The sequence below is a fragment of the Lelliottia sp. RD5 genome, from assembly GCF_056032945.1.
This window is the reverse complement of record NZ_JBVYHQ010000004.1, coordinates 196100-213830: the sequence shown is the minus strand read 5'-3', so window position 1 is coordinate 213830 and position 17731 is coordinate 196100. Positions and strand designations below refer to the sequence as shown.

Here is a 17731-nt window from a genome sequence, read left to right as displayed (position 1 = left end):
ATGTCCGTACAGAATATCGTCAACATTACCGAAGCTAACCTGCAGCAGACCCTGGAATTGTCCATGACAAAACCGGTGCTGTTCTATTTCTGGTCTGAACGCAGCCAGCACTGCCTGGAGCTGACGCCAGTTCTGGAAAGCCTTGCAGCCCAGTACAATGGACAGTTCGTTCTGGCAAAACTGGATTGTGACGCCGAGCAAAGGGTGGCCTCGCAGTTTGGCCTGCGCGCCATTCCTACCGTCTATCTGTTCCAGAACGGTCAACCGGTGGATGGCTTCCAGGGTCCGCAGCCTGAAGAAGCGGTTCGCGCTCTGCTGGATAAAGTGTTACCGCGTGAAGAAGAGCTGAAAGCCCAACAGGCGCTGGAACTGATTCAGGAAGGGAAACACGACGAAGCGCTGCCGCTGCTGAAAGAGGCGTGGCAGCTGTCGAATCAGGACAGCCAGATTGGTCTGCTGCTGGCACAAACGCAGATCGAGCTGAACCGTTCTGAAGACGCCGAAGCGGTGTTAAAAACCATTCCACTGCAGGATCAAGACACGCGCTATCAGGGTTTGCTCGCGAAGATTGACCTGCTGAAACAGGCTGCCGACACGCCGGAAATCCAGCAACTGCAGCAGCAAGTGGCGAACAACCCAGACGACGCCGCACTGGCGAGTCAACTGGCGTTGCAGCTGCATCAGGTGGGTCGTAACGAAGAAGCGCTCGAACTGTTGTTCAGCCATCTGAAAACCGATCTGGCTGCCGCCGATGGTCAAGCGCGTAAAATGTTCCAGGAAATTCTGGCGGCGTTGGGCACGGGCGATGCGCTGGCGTCTAAATACCGTCGTCAGCTGTACGCGCTGCTGTACTAACATAAAGTCCCCTCTTCTCGACACGGAGAGGGGAAATTCCCCGTTGAGCACTGAAACTATTCGCTCAACGTTTTTGCCTGATACAACACCCCCACGCTTCTCATTGCCTCTCTCACATGATTAACCTGCCACGCCTTCCCTTGATGAATTTCTGCGGCGACCGAATATTGTAGCCACGTTAATGGATTAGGGGCGAATTCCCCTGCAATAGCCGATATACTAATGTTCAACAAACGAACAATTTTTGCTATGACACGGACTGCTAAACAGGAGGTTTTTATATGTTGATCGTTATCCCTATCCTTATTTTCGTCGCACTGGTGATCGTCGGTGCAGGCGTAAAGATCGTGCCGCAGGGTTATCAGTGGACGGTGGAACGCTTCGGACGCTATACCAATACTCTTCAGCCGGGCTTAAGTCTCGTGGTCCCGTTTATGGATCGTATCGGGCGTAAGATCAACATGATGGAACAGGTGCTCGATATCCCCTCGCAGGAGATCATTTCTAAAGACAACGCCAACGTCACCATTGACGCCGTCTGTTTTATTCAGGTGATCGACGCCCCAAAAGCCGCTTATGAAGTCAGCAATCTTGAGTCGGCAATCATGAACCTGACGATGACCAACATTCGTACCGTACTCGGCTCCATGGAGCTGGACGAAATGCTCTCCCAGCGCGACAGCATCAATACGCGCCTGCTGCATATTGTTGATGAAGCGACCAATCCGTGGGGCATTAAAGTCACGCGTATTGAGATCCGCGACGTACGCCCACCTGCAGAGCTGATTTCGTCAATGAACGCGCAGATGAAAGCTGAACGTACCAAACGTGCTTATATTCTTGAGGCCGAGGGTATCCGCCAGGCCGAAATTCTCAAAGCCGAAGGGGAAAAACAGTCCCAGATCTTAAAGGCGGAAGGTGAGCGTCAGTCCGCATTCTTGCAGGCGGAAGCGCGCGAACGTTCTGCCGAGGCCGAAGCCCGCGCCACGCAAATGGTTTCTGAAGCTATCGCGGCAGGAGACATTCAGGCCGTGAATTACTTTATCGCGCAGAAATACACCGATGCGTTGCAGCAGATTGGCTCAGCCAATAACAGCAAAGTCGTGATGATGCCGCTTGATGCCAGTAGCCTGATGGGGTCCATCGCTGGTATCGCGGAACTGGTCAAAGACAGCGGAAACGAGCGCAAAAAATGATTGAGATGATTACGGCACACCCGCACGTCTTTTGGCTCAGCCTGGGTGGCCTATTGCTGGCAGCCGAAATGCTTGGCGGCAATGGGTATCTGCTGTGGAGCGGCGTGGCGGCGGTGATGACTGGCCTGCTGGTCTGGCTGCTGCCGTTCGGTTGGGAGTGGCAAGGCGCACTCTTTGCCGTGCTGACGCTGGTTGCAGCGTGGCTGTGGTGGCGATGGCAAAACCGCCAGGTGCGCAGCCAAAAGCCCGCCGACGCCGCGCTCAATCAGCGCGGACAACAGCTGGTGGGTAAACGCTACACGCTGGACGATACGCTAATCAATGGTCGCGGCCATGTGCGCATCGGCGACAGTTCATGGCCGGTCATCGCTGATGAGGATCTGATCGCCGGAACACGCGTAGAAGTGATTGCGGTTGAAGGGATCACGCTTCGCGTCAAAGCCAGTTAAGCGCCCGTCTTACGATGGCAGCAGCCGGAAAGATTATCAATAATCGGACACTCGGCGCTGTCATCCCCTGGGCAGGATTCCGCCAGTGCCAGCAGCTGTTCACGCATTGCCTGTAACTCAACAATGTGGCGTTCGATCTCCGCCACCTTTTCCAGCGTTCTACTTTTCACATCCGCGCTATGGCGTTTGGGATCGTTGAAGAGATTAACGAGTTCGCCGCACTCTTCAAGATTGAACCCCACCTGGCGGGCCTGACGCAATAGCGTGAGCTCATCCAGATGCAGTTGCGTATAGCTGCGGTAGCCGTTTTCGCTACGCAACGGCGGCGTCACCAGCCCTTTCTCTTCATAAAAACGAATCGCCTTGCTGGTCAGTCCGGTTTTTTTCGCCACATTACTGATATTCACATTTCCCCCTTGACCTTAACCTTACTGGAAGGTTTAACCTTTATAGTATCCTTTTAAAGCCTAAATAATTCGAGTTACATAAAGGCGGCAAGACTGAGAATCCCCAGAGCTTACTCAAGTAAGTGACTGGGGTGAGCAAGCGCCGCCAACGCACAGGCAACTCGAATTATGACGGGTTTATTGGTCAATCGTTGACCGGATAACTATACAGGAGTTTTGTTATGTCTCACACAATCAACCTGACGCTGGATGGCCTCACCTGCGGTCACTGCGTTAAACGCGTTAAAGAGAGCCTGGAGCAACGCCCGGACGTTGACCATGCTGAAGTGACCGTTGAGCACGCAGAAGTGACCGGCAGCGCGAGCGCCGATGCGCTGATCGACACCATCAAACAAGCCGGATACGGGGCGGAGCTCAGCCACCCAAAGGCTAACCCGCTGACAGAGTCATCAATCCCGTCGGAAGCGCTGACAGCGGACACCCCTGAGCTTCCGGCAGCCAGCGATATTGATGACAGCCAGCAGCTGTTGATCAATGGCATGAGCTGCGCCAGCTGCGTCTCCCGCGTACAAAAAGCCTTGCAGGGCGTACCGGGTGTGTCGCAGGCACGGGTAAACCTCGCGGAACGCACTGCGCTGATTATGGGCAGTGCGTCCGCAGCAGAATTAGTCCAGGCGGTTGAAAAAGCGGGTTACGGCGCCGAGGCGATTGAAGATGAAGTCGAGCGCCGTGAACGCCAGCAGGAAACCGCCCTCTCCACCATGAAACGCTTTCGCTGGCAGGCGATAGTCGCGCTGCTGGTGGGTATTCCGGTGATGGTGTGGGGCATGCTCGGCGACAACATGATGGTCACCGACGAGAACCGCACGCTGTGGCTGGTGATTGGTGTGGTAACGCTCGGAGTCATGGTTTTTGCTGGCGGACATTTTTATACCAGCGCCTGGAAAAGCCTGAAGAATCGCACTGCCACCATGGATACGCTGGTGGCGCTGGGAACGGGCGCGGCATGGCTCTACTCGATGAGCGTGAACGTTTGGCCGCAATGGTTCCCGATGGAAGCGCGTCATCTCTATTACGAAGCGAGCGCGATGATTATCGGCCTGATCAATCTGGGCCACATGCTTGAAGCCCGCGCGCGTCAGCGCTCATCAAAAGCGCTGGAACGATTGCTCGACTTAACGCCGCCATCCGCACGTGTCGTGACGGATGACGGTGAAAAAACGCTGCCGCTTGCAGACGTGCAGCCGGGAATGACGCTGCGTCTCACCACAGGCGACCGCGTCCCGGTGGACGGCGAAATCACGCAAGGCGAAGCCTGGCTGGATGAAGCCATGCTCACCGGTGAACCGATCCCGCAACAAAAAGGCGCGGGTGACGCGGTACATGCCGGAACCGTGGTACAGGACGGCAGCGTGCTGTTCCGCGCCAGCGCGGTGGGCAGCCACACCACCCTGTCGCGCATCATTCGCATGGTGCGTCAGGCGCAAAGCAGTAAGCCGGAAATCGGGCAACTGGCCGATAAAATCTCCGCTATTTTTGTGCCGGTCGTCGTAGGTATCGCGCTGTTTAGCGCAGCCATCTGGTATTTCTTCGGCCCCGCCCCGCAAATTGTGTACACGCTGGTGATCGCAACGACGGTGCTGATTATCGCCTGCCCTTGCGCACTCGGTCTGGCGACGCCAATGTCGATTATTTCCGGCGTGGGCCGTGCCGCGGAGTTTGGCGTGCTGGTTCGCGATGCCGATGCGCTCCAGCGGGCAAGCACGATCGATACATTGGTGTTTGATAAAACCGGTACGTTAACGGAAGGCCGACCGCAGGTTGTGGCGGTGCGGACAGTTAACCTTGCAGATACCGACGCGCTACGTCTGGCGGCGGCACTTGAACAAGGTTCCAGCCATCCGCTGGCAAGGGCGATTCTCGAGAAAGCCGGTAACGCGACGCTGCCGCAGGTGGATAATTTCCGCACGCTGCGCGGTTTGGGCGTGAGTGGCGACGTGGAAAATCGTGCTGTGCTGCTCGGCAATCAGGCGTTGTTGCACGAAAATGGCATTGATACCGCAGCGCTGGACGATGAACTGAAAGCTCAGGCTTCGCAGGGTGCGACGCCGGTTCTGCTGGCAATTGACGGCAAAGCGGTTGCACTGTTTGCCATCCGCGATCCGCTGCGTCAGGACAGCGTGGCCGCGCTTCAGCGTCTGCATCGCGCGGGCTACCGTCTGGTGATGCTGACCGGCGATAACCCCACGACGGCCAACGCCATCGCCAAAGAGGCAGGTATTGACGAGGTGATTGCAGGCGTAATGCCGGACGGTAAAGCTGACGCCATCAAAACGCTGCAAAGTCAGGGCCGTCAGGTGGCAATGATCGGCGATGGCATCAACGATGCCCCTGCGCTAGCGCAGGCGGATGTCGGGATTGCGATGGGCGGCGGAAGCGACGTGGCGATTGAAACCGCGGCTATTACGCTGATGCGCCACAGCCTGATGGGCGTGGCTGACGCGCTGGCGATTTCAAAAGCCACTTTGCGCAATATGAAGCAAAACTTGCTCGGTGCGTTTATCTATAACGCGTTCGGTATTCCGATTGCTGCCGGCATTTTATGGCCGCTAACCGGAACCTTGCTGAACCCGGTTGTCGCGGGGGCCGCCATGGCGCTCTCCTCCATCACCGTGGTGAGTAACGCCAACCGGCTCCTGCGCTTTACGCCGAAGGATTGAACCTTAACCTCCTACGCGCTAGCATGAACCTTTGTATTCATGGAGCGCGTATGAGCCTGTTTAATCGTATAAAAACCACATTCCGCGCTCGATTTCCCCGCCGTTATCCCTGGCCGGGACTGGATAGGGTGCTCCCTGGCGGGCAGCATTTGCATCTGATCGGCAGCATCCATATGGGCACGCGTGACATGTCACCGCTGCCGCCCGCGCTGGTTGAAAAACTCAGTACCGCCGATGCGCTGATCGTTGAGGCGGATATTTCCGGCAACGAATCCCCCTTTGCCAACCTTGATATTCCGCCGCCTCTCAACGAACGACTCAGCGAAACGCAGCTAAGCGAACTTGAACGCGTTGCCGATGAGCTGGGGCTTGCCCTGTCGATGCTCGAAACCCAGCCGCTATGGCAAATCGCCATGGTATTGCAGGCCACGCAGGCTCAGCGCCTGGGATTACGCGGCGAATACGGTATCGACTATCAACTCCTCAACGCCGCGCGCGCCAGAAATCTCAGAGTTATTGAGCTGGAAGGCGCTGAAAGTCAGATTGCGCTGCTGCGCCAGCTTCCCGGCGACGGGTTGTCGCTGCTGGATGATACGTTAACGCACTGGCACACCAACGCGCGGCTATTACAGATGATGATGAGCTGGTGGCTGGAGTCGCCGCCCGCAGACGGCAAGCTTGAGCTGCCCTCGACGTTTAGCGAATCGCTGTATGATGTGTTGATGCATGAGCGTAATCAGGCCTGGCAAAGAACCTTGCAGGCGTTGCCCGCCGGGCACTATGTGGTTGCCGTCGGTGCGCTGCATTTATACGGGGAAGGGAATTTGCCGTCGCTGTTAAAATAAAAAAATGGCCAATATTTCTATTGGCCCGTCAAAGAGGAATTTCATCGTTATTATTATGCCGAAGGAGACCTTCGGTTGAGCCGATTGTCGCTCAAAGTCATCATCTCCGCCAATACTATTGCGCAAGATGGTGCTATTTTTTAGACAGCCGTCAGGCGTATGCTGAACGCGAAAATTGTCTGTCGTCAGAAGGATCACTATGACTCCCGCCGTTAAATTACTCGAAAAAAACAACATTCCTTTCCGTATTCATACCTACGACCATGACCCCGCCGAAACTAATTTTGGTGACGAAGTGGTGCGCAAGCTGGGGCTGAACGCCGACCAGGTCTATAAAACGCTGCTGGTGGCCGTGAATGGCGATATGAAACATCTTGCGGTGGCGGTCACGCCCGTCGCGGGCCAGCTGGATTTGAAAAAAGTCGCCAAAGCGTTGGGCGCGAAAAAGGTCGACATGGCGGACCCGATGGTGGCGCAGCGCACCACGGGATATCTGGTCGGCGGTATCAGCCCGCTCGGCCAGAAAAAGCGCCTGCCCACACTGATCGATGCCCCTTCCCAGACGTTTGAAACGATCTTTATTTCAGGCGGAAAGCGCGGACTGGATATTGAGCTTGCAGCGGGAGATTTAGCGAAAATACTCGGGGCCCAATTTGCGGATATTGCACGGCGGGAGTGATCCTTCTGCACATAAAAGGGCGTTACTGGCGACGTCAGTTTGGGCGCGGACAGCACGCAGGAACCATAGCGTACAGAGAGTACGTGAGGATCCCGGGCACTGCCCGCGTTCAAAATAGCCAACGAGTTTGCTCTGTTACTGCCAGCTCACCTCGCCTTTCGGCTCATACGCATTCACATCCAGCGGTGAATTTTGCTGGATAAACTGCTTCAACACTTCGGCATCAATAAAACCGGTGTTCACATAGCCCGGTTTATCATCGATATGCGGATACCCGTCACCGCCAGTGGCGTTAAAGCTTAGCGTCGCCATGCGGTAGGTTTTGGCGGGATCAACCGGTTCGCCTTTGATCTTCAGATCGTTAAGCTTGCCGTCCTTCGCGGTAAAACTGACGTTAGCAAACTGCGGATAGGCACCGGAGTCAGGCTTCATTTGCGCCACGGCAGTCAGATAATCGATCACCTCTTTACCGCTCATATCGGCGTAGACCACGATGTTGCCAAACGGCTGCACCTTGAGCACATCTTTGTAGGTAATATCACCGCCATCAATGGAATCGCGAATGCCGCCGCCGCTCATCACCGCAAAATCAGCACCGGTGCGTGCCATTTGCGCTGCCAGCAACAGATGTCCCATATTGGTTTGTACAAAGCGAACTTTGCTGCGATCCCCTTCCAGACGACCATTAATAGTGCCGATCTTCACATCCAGCTGCGCTTTGCCTTTGTTCTGGAATGGCGTCAGGAGCGACAGCATTTGGGCGTTTTCAGCAATTTCAGGCGTGTAAAGTACGCGCTCACTTTTGCCATCATCGTAAGTTACTTTTTTCTTCAGATTCACCGGAATCAGCTGATAATTAACCAGTTTCATCTCGCCGTTGCGGAATTCAAAGTCAGCACGGCCAACGTATTTGCCCCACTCGTGAGCCTGAACAATCCAGATCCCGTTCTGACGATCGGGTGCACATGGCGTTCCCGGCACGTAATCGACCTGCTTTTTATTCTCGGCAGCCATGCAAACCGGGTTTTGTGAGTGACCACCCACAATCATTGCCAGCGCGCCTTCTGGCAGACTGCGCGCCATTTCCACATCACCGGGCGCGTTCGAGCCGTGGTCGCCGTTATCGTAATGCCCCATATGGGTTGTCGCGATAATCACGTCCGGTTTTTCGTTTTGATTCAGCTCCTGAATCACCAGCTTTGCTTCGTCAGCCGGTTTACGGAATTCGATGTCTGTAAAATATTCCGGGTTGCCGATTTTCGCAGTGTCATCGGTGGTTAAACCGATCACGGCAATTTTTAAATCGTCCCTTTTGAATAATGCCCAGGGCTTAAAGAGGCGCTCGCCGGTACTTTTTTGATAAATATTGGCGGACAGGAACGGGAATTTAGACCACTTTTCCTGCTGGCGCAGCACGGTTAACGGATTATCAAATTCATGGTTGCCGACGGCCATCGCGTCATAACCAATTAAATTCATGCCGCGGAAATCGGGTTCCGCGTCCTGTAAATCGGACTCCGGTACGCCGGTATTAATGTCGCCGCCAGAGAGCAATAATACGCTGCCGCCCTGCGCCGCCACATCTTTGCGAATCCCGTCGACCAGCGTTTTTTGCGCCGACAGGCCATATTCACCGTATTCGCTGCGCCAGAAATGACCGTGGTGGTCGTTGGTGTGCAGAATAGTGATTTTGTAGGTTTTATCTTTTTCGTATGCCTGCGCTGACTGGCTTGCCAACGCCCATGTGGCTATCAGCGCCAATGCGACGCCTCGCTTCATTAACTTCATATTCTCGCTCCCTGACTAAAAGACAAACGCAAAAATTACAATGAGTAAGAAGAATAGACAAATATGTTTTCAGAATTGCGACTTTCCTCAACTCTCACGGAAAGGTATGTTAGCCAGATAATAATGACATCCTGCATTTCTTATAAATAAAAGACGTGGAATTTTATGGCAATCAGTGAATCAACCCAGCCCGCCACGGGCTCTCCGGCGTCACCGCCAAAAGCGCGCACCTCATTTGGTATTTTGGGCGCGATCAGTTTGTCGCATCTGCTGAACGATATGATTCAGTCGCTGATTCTGGCGATTTATCCCCTGCTGCAGTCAGAATTTTCATTAACCTTCGTTCAGATCGGAATGATTACACTGACCTTCCAGATGGCATCGTCTCTGTTACAGCCTGTCGTGGGCTACTGGACAGATAAATATCCGATGCCGTGGTCGCTGCCGATTGGGATGTGTTTCACTCTCAGCGGGCTGGTGCTGCTGGCGCTGGCCGGTAGCTTTGAGATGGTCCTGGTGGCTGCGGCACTGGTCGGGACGGGCTCGTCGGTATTCCATCCGGAATCCTCGCGGGTGGCGCGTATGGCCTCGGGGGGTCGTCACGGTCTGGCCCAGTCGCTGTTCCAGGTGGGCGGCAACTTCGGTAGCTCGCTCGGCCCATTGCTGGCCGCCGTCATCATTGCGCCATACGGAAAAGGTAATGTGGCCTGGTTTGTGCTAGCCGCGCTGCTGGCAATTGTCGTATTGATACAGATCAGCCGTTGGTATTCCGCACAACATCGGGTGAATAAAGGAAAACCGCAGGTCGCCGTAGTGAATCCGTTGCCGCGCGACAAGGTTATTCTGGCCGTGGGAATACTGTTAGTGCTGATTTTCTCTAAATATTTCTATATGGCGAGCATCAGCAGCTATTACACCTTTTATCTGATGGAAAAATTCGGATTATCGGTACAAAACGCGCAGTTTCACCTGTTTGCGTTCTTGTTCGCGGTTGCAGCCGGTACGGTGATTGGCGGCCCTGTCGGCGATAAAATTGGGCGTAAATACGTGATTTGGGGCTCTATCCTCGGCGTTGCGCCGTTTACCCTCATTTTACCCTACGCATCCCTTGAATGGACGGGCATTTTAACTGTGATAATTGGTTTTATCCTTGCCTCTGCGTTTTCAGCCATTCTGGTGTATGCCCAGGAGCTGATGCCGGGACGTATCGGTATGGTTTCTGGACTGTTTTTCGGCTTCGCTTTTGGGATGGGAGGCCTTGGCGCCGCCGTTCTGGGGCTGGTTGCTGACCATACCAGTATCTTCCTGGTCTATAAAATCTGTGCTTTCCTGCCACTTCTGGGGATACTGACCATATTCCTGCCTGATTATCGGCATAAGGCCTAGTTTCTCTGCGGCCAAAGTCAAACTTTGGCCGCACTCGACGCCTACTGCCGTAAGGCTTCCCTCTCGCTCCTCGTGTTAATTTGTCCTAATCTGCTTTTTTTAACGCTTATTGCTGTTTTATTCAAATTTCAACAATTATTCATAAACATAAGGCTCAAAATTGTCATAAACTATTAATCGGGTTTTTGGCATTCACGCCAAAAATGGATCACCACACGACGAAAGGAGACGGAATGCATCACGCCACACCGCTTATCACCACCATTGTTGGTGGCCTTGTGCTCGCTTTTATCCTTGGCATGCTTGCCAACAAGTTACGAATTTCTCCTCTCGTGGGCTATTTATTAGCAGGTGTGCTGGCCGGTCCGTTTACGCCCGGCTTTGTGGCAGATACTAAACTGGCACCAGAACTGGCGGAATTAGGCGTGATTCTGCTGATGTTTGGCGTGGGTCTTCATTTCTCCCTGAAGGATTTGATGGCGGTAAAGGCCATCGCCATCCCCGGTGCGATCGCCCAGATAGGCGTGGCGACGTTATTGGGTATGGCGCTTTCTGCGGTGCTGGGCTGGCCGCTGATGACCGGCATTGTGTTTGGATTGTGTCTCTCAACCGCCAGTACCGTGGTGCTGCTGCGCGCGCTTGAAGAACGGCAGCTTATCGACAGCCAGCGTGGGCAAATCGCTATCGGCTGGCTGATTGTTGAAGATTTGGTGATGGTGCTGACGCTGGTTCTGCTGCCTGCCGTCGCCGGGATGCTTGAAAAGGATAACGTCGGCTTCGCTTCGCTGGCGCTGGATATGAGTATCACCATTGGGAAAGTGATCGCGTTTATCGTCATCATGATGGTCGTGGGCCGCCGCCTGGTCCCGTGGATTATGTCGCGCAGCGCCGCAACCGGCTCACGCGAGCTGTTTACCCTTTCCGTGCTGGCGCTGGCGCTGGGCATTGCCTTCGGGGCAGTCGAATTCTTTGACGTCTCCTTTGCTCTGGGCGCATTCTTCGCCGGGATGGTGTTGAACGAGTCAGAACTCAGCCACCGCGCAGCGCATGATACGCTGCCGCTACGCGATGCATTTGCGGTGCTGTTCTTTGTCTCCGTCGGCATGCTGTTCGACCCGTGGATCTTGTTAGAGCAACCGCTGGCAGTGCTGGCAACCCTGGCGATTATTATCTTTGGTAAATCCGTTGTCGCCTTCCTTCTGGTGCGCATGTTTGGTCACTCTCCGCGTACCGCGCTGACCATCGCGGCAAGCCTGGCGCAGATTGGTGAGTTCGCCTTTATCCTGGCGGGCCTGGGCATGGCGCTGAACCTGCTGCCGCAGGCCGGGCAAAATCTGGTGCTGGCAGGCGCGATACTCTCCATTATGCTCAACCCGGTGCTGTTTGCGGTGCTGGAAAAATATCTCGATAAAACCGAGACGCTGGAAGAGCAGACGCTGGAAGAGGCGACCGAAGAAGAGAAACAGATCCCGGTGGATATTTGTAACCATGCGCTGCTGGTCGGGTTTGGCCGCGTCGGTAGCCTGCTCGGCGAGAAGCTGCTGGCTCAGGGCGTTCCACTGGTGGTTATCGAGACATCACGTTCCCGCGTGGATGAGCTCCGTGCACGCGGTATCCGTGCCGTGTTAGGCAACGCCGCTAACGAAGAGATCATGAATCTGGCGCATCTGGACTGCGCGCGCTGGCTGCTGCTGACCATTCCAAATGGTTACGAGGCAGGCGAGATTGTCGCGACGGCGCGTGAGAAATGCCCGACGATTGAAATTATCGCCCGTGCGCATTATGACGATGAGGTGGAGTACATTACCGAACGCGGTGCAAATCAGGTGGTGATGGGCGAGCGCGAGATTGCCAATACCATGATTACGCTGATTGAAAAGCCGCCGATTGAAGAAGCGGTGACGGGGTAAGATTATTGCGGCCTGATGCCCTCACCCCGACCCTCTCCCACAGGGAAAAGGGAATATCCAGCCACGATGAGATGCACCAAACGGTTCCCTCTCCCTTAGGGAGAGGGTTTGGGATTATCTTTTAGCGATCCCAGTACGACTCTTCGAGACTGTCTTCCCGCTCCGGCAGACCACGCGTTAAGCGCGGGGAATGCTGATTCAACACCTGATAGCTCACGCGGTTCGCGTATTTACATACCTGTGCCAGCGACGAATAGGTCAGCCAGCTGAATTTGTGCTTGCTGGAGTTCGGGACGTTAGAGCGGTGATAGGCATTCGCGGTGATGTCGTGCAGCAGTGCCGCCAGCGCACCATCGCCCGCACCGTTGGTGTTCATGATCTTCTCCGGTCCGCCCATGTATGGCGCGATGTGGGAGAAGATGCGCAGCGGATTTTCACACTCTTTGTGACGCATCGCGCGGCTGAATTCATACTGGTTGAACTCGGCAATCGCGCCCGGCAATAACGGATGCTGGGTTTTGCGTTTGCTCTCTTCTTCCGTAAAGCCCGCCATAAACAGCCCCACAGGACCGGCGGTACAGAGCACTAAATCAACCCAATCCAGCGCTTTATCAGACGCCAGCAGCGGATCGCTTTCGCCGGTCAACGCTTCGGCCTCTTCTTCATTCATCGCCAGAATGGAGACATGCTCTTTCAGGAACGCCTGCCACCACTCCGGGTTATCAGCGATCACGAATTTAGTCCCCAGCGTCAACACCACCGGGACATTATATTTCTTCGCGTACTCAATCGCCTGCATGGTCGCTTCCGGCATCGGCTCGCCAGGCTTACAACGCACCAGATAGGAGGTCAACACCAGCGCAGACGCGCCCGCGATCACCTCTTCCGGGATGCTCTCCGCGCGCAGCTTATTCATGTGGCCTGGGCTGATGGCAAACGTGCGCTCGCCGGAATCGCTAATGAGCGTAAAACAGCGGCCAATCGCCCCGTCAACGCCCTGAAGATAGTTCAGGTCGGTACGGCTGGAGGTGTTGCAAAGATAGCGGTAGGCATAGCCGCCGATTTCAATATTGCTGCACATCACGCCCAGCAGGACCGAACGGTCATCCGCCAGCACGGAATAGTTGTGCATGGTGTTCCCGATAGTGCCACCGGCAAACTGATGGGTGATCAGGTTTTCGCGCACCAGCTCCTGGTACAGCGCCTCAGCGACATCATCTTCTATCACCAGCGAATGGCCGGAACTTAGCCCATAGCGTGCGACAAACGCATCATCCACTTTTGCTTCAATGTCGACCAGCGTCTGATCGATACCGACCACCCACGCCGCGCTGGTTTCATTCTCTGGCTGAATCTGTTGCAGGAGGGGATCGCGTGCGTTGACGGGGAAATAGTGTTTGGATTTGCGCTTACCGGGAAATTTCATTTTCAGGGCTACGAGTGACTAATGGGCCGGAAATGGTAGCACAAACCCGGCCCAATACGCGATTAGCGACGCGTCGTTACCAGTGAAACCATCATCTCGATATGCTCTGGCGAATCATTCAGAGCTGGAATGTATTCGTACTTCTCGCCGCCGGCTTCGAGGAAAAACTCCCGGTTCTGCACCGCGATCTCTTCCAGCGTTTCCAGACAGTCCGCCGAAAAGCCAGGCGACATCACCTGAACGTGCTTCACGCCCTTTTCACCGAGCATTTTCAGGGTTTCATCGGTGTAAGGTGTCAGCCAGGGTTCGCGACCAAAGCGAGACTGGAAGGTCATCATCACTTTTTCTGGCGGCAGGCCCAGAGCCGAAACCAGTTCGCGCGTGGTGTCGCGACAGCGCTGCGGATAGTCATCGCCTTCGTCGGCATAACGCTGCGGAATCCCGTGATAGGAGAGTAAAAGCAGATCCGGCTCGCCGTGCTTAGCGAACGATGCGCGCGCGCTGTTCACCAGGGCCGCAATGTACATCTCATCATCGGCGTAATCGCGGATAAAGGTGATGCCAGGAATGTGACGACGAGTGGCGAGAATGCGCGCCAGCTCATCCCAAACCGCAGCGACCGTCGAGCAGGAATATTGCGGATACAGTGCCAGCACCACGATATGCTCAACGTCCTGTGACAGCAGGTTTTCGACCGCACTTTCCAGGGACGGTTTGCCATAGCTCATGCCGAGTGCCACGGGCATGTCGGGCAATCGGGCGGCAAGCGCTTTCTCCTGACGACGGCTGTAGACCATCAGCGGAGAGCCCTCATCCATCCACACGGACTGATAAAGTTTGGCAACGCGTGGGGAGCGAATCGGCAGAATGACGCCACGCAGCAGCGGCCACCACAAGACGCGTGGGGTATCGACGACGCGCGTGTCGCTTAAAAACTGTCGCAGGTAACGCTTAACTGCCGCTGGAGTGGGTGCTTCTGGAGTGCCCAGATTGGCAAGCAGGATGCCGGTTTTCGCCTGACTCATTCACGCCTCTTAACCATTTGAATGGCTGATGATTGTAACTGAAAAGCGTGTAAACGGAACCCATTGCTGCAATAGGTACTGGTGAGAATATTTCTCACCCAGAGAGCTCCGGGTGAGAGGAGCGTGATTAGCCGAGGATTTTTTCCAGCTCTGCACGCACTTCAGCGACCGGCCTGGTGCCGTCAACTTTCGCGTATTGGGTGTTACCCGCCTGCGCTTCTTTAGAGTAGTAGCCAATCAGCGGCGCGGTCATCTGATGGTATTCCACCAAGCGTTTACGTACGGTCTCTTCCTGATCGTCTTTACGCGTGGTCAGCTCTTCGCCGGTCACGTCATCTTTGCCTTCAACCTTTGGTGGGTTGAATTTGATGTGGTAAACGCGGCCAGAAGCAGCATGCACGCGACGACCGATAATACGATCAACGATCAGCTCGTCAGGAACGGCAAATTCCAGAACGTAATCCACGTTGATACCCGCTTCTTTCATGGCGTCAGCCTGCGGAATGGTACGCGGGAAGCCGTCCAGCAGGAAACCGTTACGGCAATCTTCCTGAGTGATGCGTTCTTTTACCAGGGCGATAACCAGTTCGTCAGTTACCAGCTTGCCAGCGTCCATGATGTCTTTCGCTTTTTTACCCAGCTCAGAGCCAGATTTAACAGCGGCACGCAGCATGTCACCCGTAGAGATTTGCGGAATACCGTATTTCTCCATGATGAACTGAGCCTGAGTTCCTTTACCCGCGCCCGGAGCGCCAAGCAGAATAATACGCATTGCGAAAATCCCCTCAAAAGTTGGTTCAATTTTTCAAAAGCGCTAAACAATACCATCAGAACGGGTATGGCTCAAGGAAGGCGGGGAGGCTGAAACGGTTAACGGGGGGATTATTTGGGAGAGCGCGGTCTGAAGCCCTCACCCTGGTCCTCTCCCACATGAGAGGGAGAAGACCAGGGGAGGTGCGTTTAATTACGCCAGCAGCAACGCATTCACGCGCTTGATGAACTGGTTTGGATCTTCCAGCGTACCGCGCTCAGCCAGCAGGGACTGATCCAGCAGCAGCTCAACCCACTCGGCAAAACGCGTTTCATCCTGCGTGTCTGCCGCGCGTTTAACCAGCGGGTGATCCGGGTTCAGCTCGAAGATGTATTTCACTTCTGGCATCGCCTGGCCGGCAGCAGCGAACAGTTTCGCCATCTGCGTGCCCATTTCGTCGGCTTCAGTGGTGACAATTGCCGGCGTGTCGGTCAAACGATGGGTGAAACGCACCTCTTTAACGCGATCGCCCAGCAGCGTTTTCACGCGCTCAACGAACGGCTCCAGCGCTTTCTCGGCTTCTTTCGCGGTTTCGTCCACGTCATCCGCCAGTTTATCGATGGATTCGTCCGCTTTCGCCACGGACTGGAACGCTTTACCGTCGAACTCGGTCAGGTAGTTCATCATCCACTCATCGATGCGATCGGAAAGCAGCAGCACTTCGATGCCTTTCTTACGCAGCAGTTCCAGATGCGGGCTGCTCTTCGCGGCAGCGTAGCTGTCAGCGGTGATGTAGTAGATCTTCTCCTGCCCTTCTTTCATACGAGACACGTAATCTTCGAGCGACACGGTCTGCTCGGAAGAGTCGGTGTGCGTAGAGGCAAAGCGCAGCAGCTTCGCGATAGATTCTACGTTACCCGAATCTTCCGCTGGGCCTTCTTTCAGCACCAGGCCGAACTGTTTCCAGAAGGTCTGGTATTTTTCCGCGTCGTCTTTCGCCAGTTTTTCCAGCATCTGCAGCGTACGTTTGGTCAGCGCGTTACGCAGGTTACGCGTTACGGTGCTGTCCTGCAGGATTTCACGCGAGACGTTCAGCGGCAGATCGTTGGAATCAATCAAACCACGGGTAAAGCGCAGGTAATTCGGCATGAACTGTTCAGCGTCGTCCATGATGAACACGCGCTGTACGTACAGTTTTAGACCGTGCTTGTGATCGCGGTTCCACATATCCCACGGCGCCTGCGCCGGGATATACAGCAGGCTGGTGTATTCCTGCTTACCTTCCACACGGTTGTGGCTCCAGGTCAGCGGATCGGTAAAGTCGTGGGCGATGTGCTTATAGAATTCGTTGTATTCGTCGTCTTTAATTTCAGACTTGTTACGCGTCCACAGCGCCTGCGCCTTGTTGATTTTCTCCCAGGAGACCACGGTTTCACCGTCGACCTCTTCGGTTTTTTCAATCTCGACCGGCAGTGCAATGTGATCGGAGTATTTGCTGATGATCGAGCGCACGCGCCAGTCATTCAGGAAATCGTCCTCGCCCTCACGCAGGTGCAGGGTGATTTCGGTACCACGATCGGCTTTGGTGATGTCATCAACGGTGTATTCACCTTCGCCATGAGATTCCCAGAACACGCCGTTTTCTGCGCTGTCGCCCGCCGCGCGGGTGCGGACGGTGACTTTATCCGCCACGATAAACGCAGAGTAGAAGCCCACGCCGAACTGGCCGATCAGCTGGCTGTCTTTCGCCTGATCGGAACCCATGGATTCGAGGAAGGATTTGGTGCCAGATTTAGCAATCGTACCGAGATGATCGATCACCTCGTCGCGATTCATGCCGATACCGTTATCAGCGATAGTCAGGGTGCGGTTGTCTTTATCGAAAGAGACGCGCACGCGCAGTTCGCCGTCGCCTTCATACAGATCCGGGTTGGACAACGCGCGAAAACGCAGCTTGTCCGCCGCATCCGAGGCGTTGGAAATCAGTTCGCGCAGGAAGATTTCTTTATTGGAATACAGGGAATGGATCATCAGATGCAGAAGCTGTTTGACCTCTGACTGGAAACCACGGGTTTCTTGTCCTTTCATATTCAATCGACCTCAACAATGCCATTTAATGAAGTGGATACCCTAAATAATTCGCGTTGCAGGAAGGCGGCAAGTCAGAGAATCCCCGGGAGCTTACCTAAGTAAGTGACTGGGGTGAACGAACGCAGCCAACGCACCTGTAACGTAAAATATGACGGGTACAAAGCGTTGAGGGAGAGATGGGGATAAGAAGAGAATATTTCAAG

General features: G+C 54.8%; 14 protein-coding genes. 8 read left to right on the top strand and 6 right to left on the bottom strand.

What is annotated here, in order from left to right; translation table 11 throughout:
- From AC0LWE_RS15135 to AC0LWE_RS15125, 3 genes are all read left to right on the top strand, one after another.
- Positions 1-855, top strand: a complete 855-nt coding sequence (locus AC0LWE_RS15135) for a co-chaperone YbbN (protein ID WP_059177951.1) — start codon at positions 1-3, stop codon at positions 853-855.
- 281 nt (positions 856-1136) lie between these two features.
- On the top strand, positions 1137-2051 hold the full coding sequence (locus tag AC0LWE_RS15130) for an SPFH domain-containing protein (RefSeq protein ID WP_012016369.1): 915 nt from the start codon (positions 1137-1139) through the stop codon (positions 2049-2051).
- Positions 2048-2500, top strand: coding sequence for an NfeD family protein (locus AC0LWE_RS15125; RefSeq protein WP_219346943.1), 453 nt, complete (start codon positions 2048-2050; stop codon positions 2498-2500). The genes AC0LWE_RS15130 and AC0LWE_RS15125 overlap by 4 nt, the downstream gene beginning before the upstream one ends.
- Here the strand turns inward: AC0LWE_RS15125 and cueR are convergent.
- Positions 2497-2907 (bottom strand): Cu(I)-responsive transcriptional regulator, encoded by a 411-nt coding sequence (cueR, locus tag AC0LWE_RS15120; protein ID WP_219346944.1) that lies wholly within the window; start codon positions 2905-2907, stop codon positions 2497-2499. The genes AC0LWE_RS15125 and cueR overlap by 4 nt on opposite strands.
- A gap of 221 nt (positions 2908-3128) precedes the next feature.
- On the opposite strand from cueR, the gene copA reads away from it, so the two are divergent.
- The 3 genes from copA to ybaK all read left to right on the top strand — a co-directional run bounded on the left by copA (position 3129) and on the right by ybaK (position 7151).
- The gene (gene copA, locus AC0LWE_RS15115; RefSeq protein WP_219346945.1) at positions 3129-5627 is read left to right on the top strand and encodes a copper-exporting P-type ATPase CopA; all 2499 of its coding nucleotides are present in this window, start codon (positions 3129-3131) and stop codon (positions 5625-5627) included.
- Positions 5628-5677: 50 nt separating this feature from the next.
- The gene (locus AC0LWE_RS15110; protein ID WP_202667264.1) at positions 5678-6472 is read left to right on the top strand and encodes a TraB/GumN family protein; all 795 of its coding nucleotides are present in this window, start codon (positions 5678-5680) and stop codon (positions 6470-6472) included.
- Between the two features lie 199 nt (positions 6473-6671).
- Positions 6672-7151 (top strand): Cys-tRNA(Pro)/Cys-tRNA(Cys) deacylase YbaK, encoded by a 480-nt coding sequence (gene ybaK, locus AC0LWE_RS15105; protein WP_131486754.1) that lies wholly within the window; start codon positions 6672-6674, stop codon positions 7149-7151.
- A gap of 135 nt (positions 7152-7286) precedes the next feature.
- On the opposite strand, the gene ushA is transcribed toward ybaK, so the two are convergent.
- Positions 7287-8939, bottom strand: a complete 1653-nt coding sequence (gene ushA, locus AC0LWE_RS15100) for a bifunctional UDP-sugar hydrolase/5'-nucleotidase UshA (RefSeq protein ID WP_216981777.1) — start codon at positions 8937-8939, stop codon at positions 7287-7289.
- Between the two features lie 165 nt (positions 8940-9104).
- Here ushA and AC0LWE_RS15095 point away from each other — a divergent pair, with 165 nt between their 5' ends.
- Both AC0LWE_RS15095 and ybaL read left to right on the top strand, forming a co-directional pair.
- Positions 9105-10325, top strand: a complete 1221-nt coding sequence (locus tag AC0LWE_RS15095; RefSeq protein ID WP_131486753.1) for an MFS transporter — start codon at positions 9105-9107, stop codon at positions 10323-10325.
- Positions 10326-10558: 233 nt separating this feature from the next.
- Complete coding sequence (gene ybaL, locus AC0LWE_RS15090; RefSeq protein WP_202667266.1) at positions 10559-12235, top strand: YbaL family putative K(+) efflux transporter; 1677 nt, start codon at positions 10559-10561, stop codon at positions 12233-12235.
- Between the two features lie 121 nt (positions 12236-12356).
- Here the strand turns inward: ybaL and AC0LWE_RS15085 are convergent, their stop codons facing one another.
- From AC0LWE_RS15085 to htpG, 4 genes are all read right to left on the bottom strand, one after another.
- Positions 12357-13661: an inosine/guanosine kinase gene (locus AC0LWE_RS15085; protein ID WP_059177941.1), complete on the bottom strand. Its 1305-nt coding sequence runs from the start codon at positions 13659-13661 to the stop codon at positions 12357-12359.
- Between the two features lie 62 nt (positions 13662-13723).
- Positions 13724-14686 (bottom strand): ferrochelatase, encoded by a 963-nt coding sequence (hemH, locus tag AC0LWE_RS15080; protein ID WP_131486750.1) that lies wholly within the window; start codon positions 14684-14686, stop codon positions 13724-13726.
- A gap of 127 nt (positions 14687-14813) precedes the next feature.
- Positions 14814-15458 carry an adenylate kinase gene (adk, locus tag AC0LWE_RS15075; RefSeq protein WP_059177939.1) on the bottom strand — a complete coding sequence of 215 codons (645 nt, stop codon included), beginning with the start codon at positions 15456-15458 and terminating at the stop codon, positions 14814-14816.
- Positions 15459-15650: 192 nt separating this feature from the next.
- On the bottom strand, positions 15651-17525 hold the full coding sequence (gene htpG, locus AC0LWE_RS15070; RefSeq protein WP_174342399.1) for a molecular chaperone HtpG: 1875 nt from the start codon (positions 17523-17525) through the stop codon (positions 15651-15653).
- Positions 17526-17731 lie beyond the last annotated feature (206 nt).

What these genes read in the sequence shown, in the direction of transcription:
- AC0LWE_RS15135 (WP_059177951.1), top strand. Translation starts at nt 1, where the DNA reads ATGTCCGTACAGAATATCGTCAACATTACCGAAGCTAACCTGCAGCAG.
- ushA (WP_216981777.1), bottom strand. Translation starts at nt 8,939, where the DNA reads ATGAAGTTAATGAAGCGAGGCGTCGCATTGGCGCTGATAGCCACATGG.
- copA (WP_219346945.1), top strand. Translation starts at nt 3,129, where the DNA reads ATGTCTCACACAATCAACCTGACGCTGGATGGCCTCACCTGCGGTCAC.
- AC0LWE_RS15130 (WP_012016369.1), top strand. Translation starts at nt 1,137, where the DNA reads ATGTTGATCGTTATCCCTATCCTTATTTTCGTCGCACTGGTGATCGTC.
- ybaK (WP_131486754.1), top strand. Translation starts at nt 6,672, where the DNA reads ATGACTCCCGCCGTTAAATTACTCGAAAAAAACAACATTCCTTTCCGT.
- AC0LWE_RS15125 (WP_219346943.1), top strand. Translation starts at nt 2,048, where the DNA reads ATGATTGAGATGATTACGGCACACCCGCACGTCTTTTGGCTCAGCCTG.
- htpG (WP_174342399.1), bottom strand. Translation starts at nt 17,525, where the DNA reads ATGAAAGGACAAGAAACCCGTGGTTTCCAGTCAGAGGTCAAACAGCTT.
- AC0LWE_RS15095 (WP_131486753.1), top strand. Translation starts at nt 9,105, where the DNA reads ATGGCAATCAGTGAATCAACCCAGCCCGCCACGGGCTCTCCGGCGTCA.
- hemH (WP_131486750.1), bottom strand. Translation starts at nt 14,686, where the DNA reads ATGAGTCAGGCGAAAACCGGCATCCTGCTTGCCAATCTGGGCACTCCA.
- AC0LWE_RS15110 (WP_202667264.1), top strand. Translation starts at nt 5,678, where the DNA reads ATGAGCCTGTTTAATCGTATAAAAACCACATTCCGCGCTCGATTTCCC.
- ybaL (WP_202667266.1), top strand. Translation starts at nt 10,559, where the DNA reads ATGCATCACGCCACACCGCTTATCACCACCATTGTTGGTGGCCTTGTG.
- adk (WP_059177939.1), bottom strand. Translation starts at nt 15,458, where the DNA reads ATGCGTATTATTCTGCTTGGCGCTCCGGGCGCGGGTAAAGGAACTCAG.
- AC0LWE_RS15085 (WP_059177941.1), bottom strand. Translation starts at nt 13,661, where the DNA reads ATGAAATTTCCCGGTAAGCGCAAATCCAAACACTATTTCCCCGTCAAC.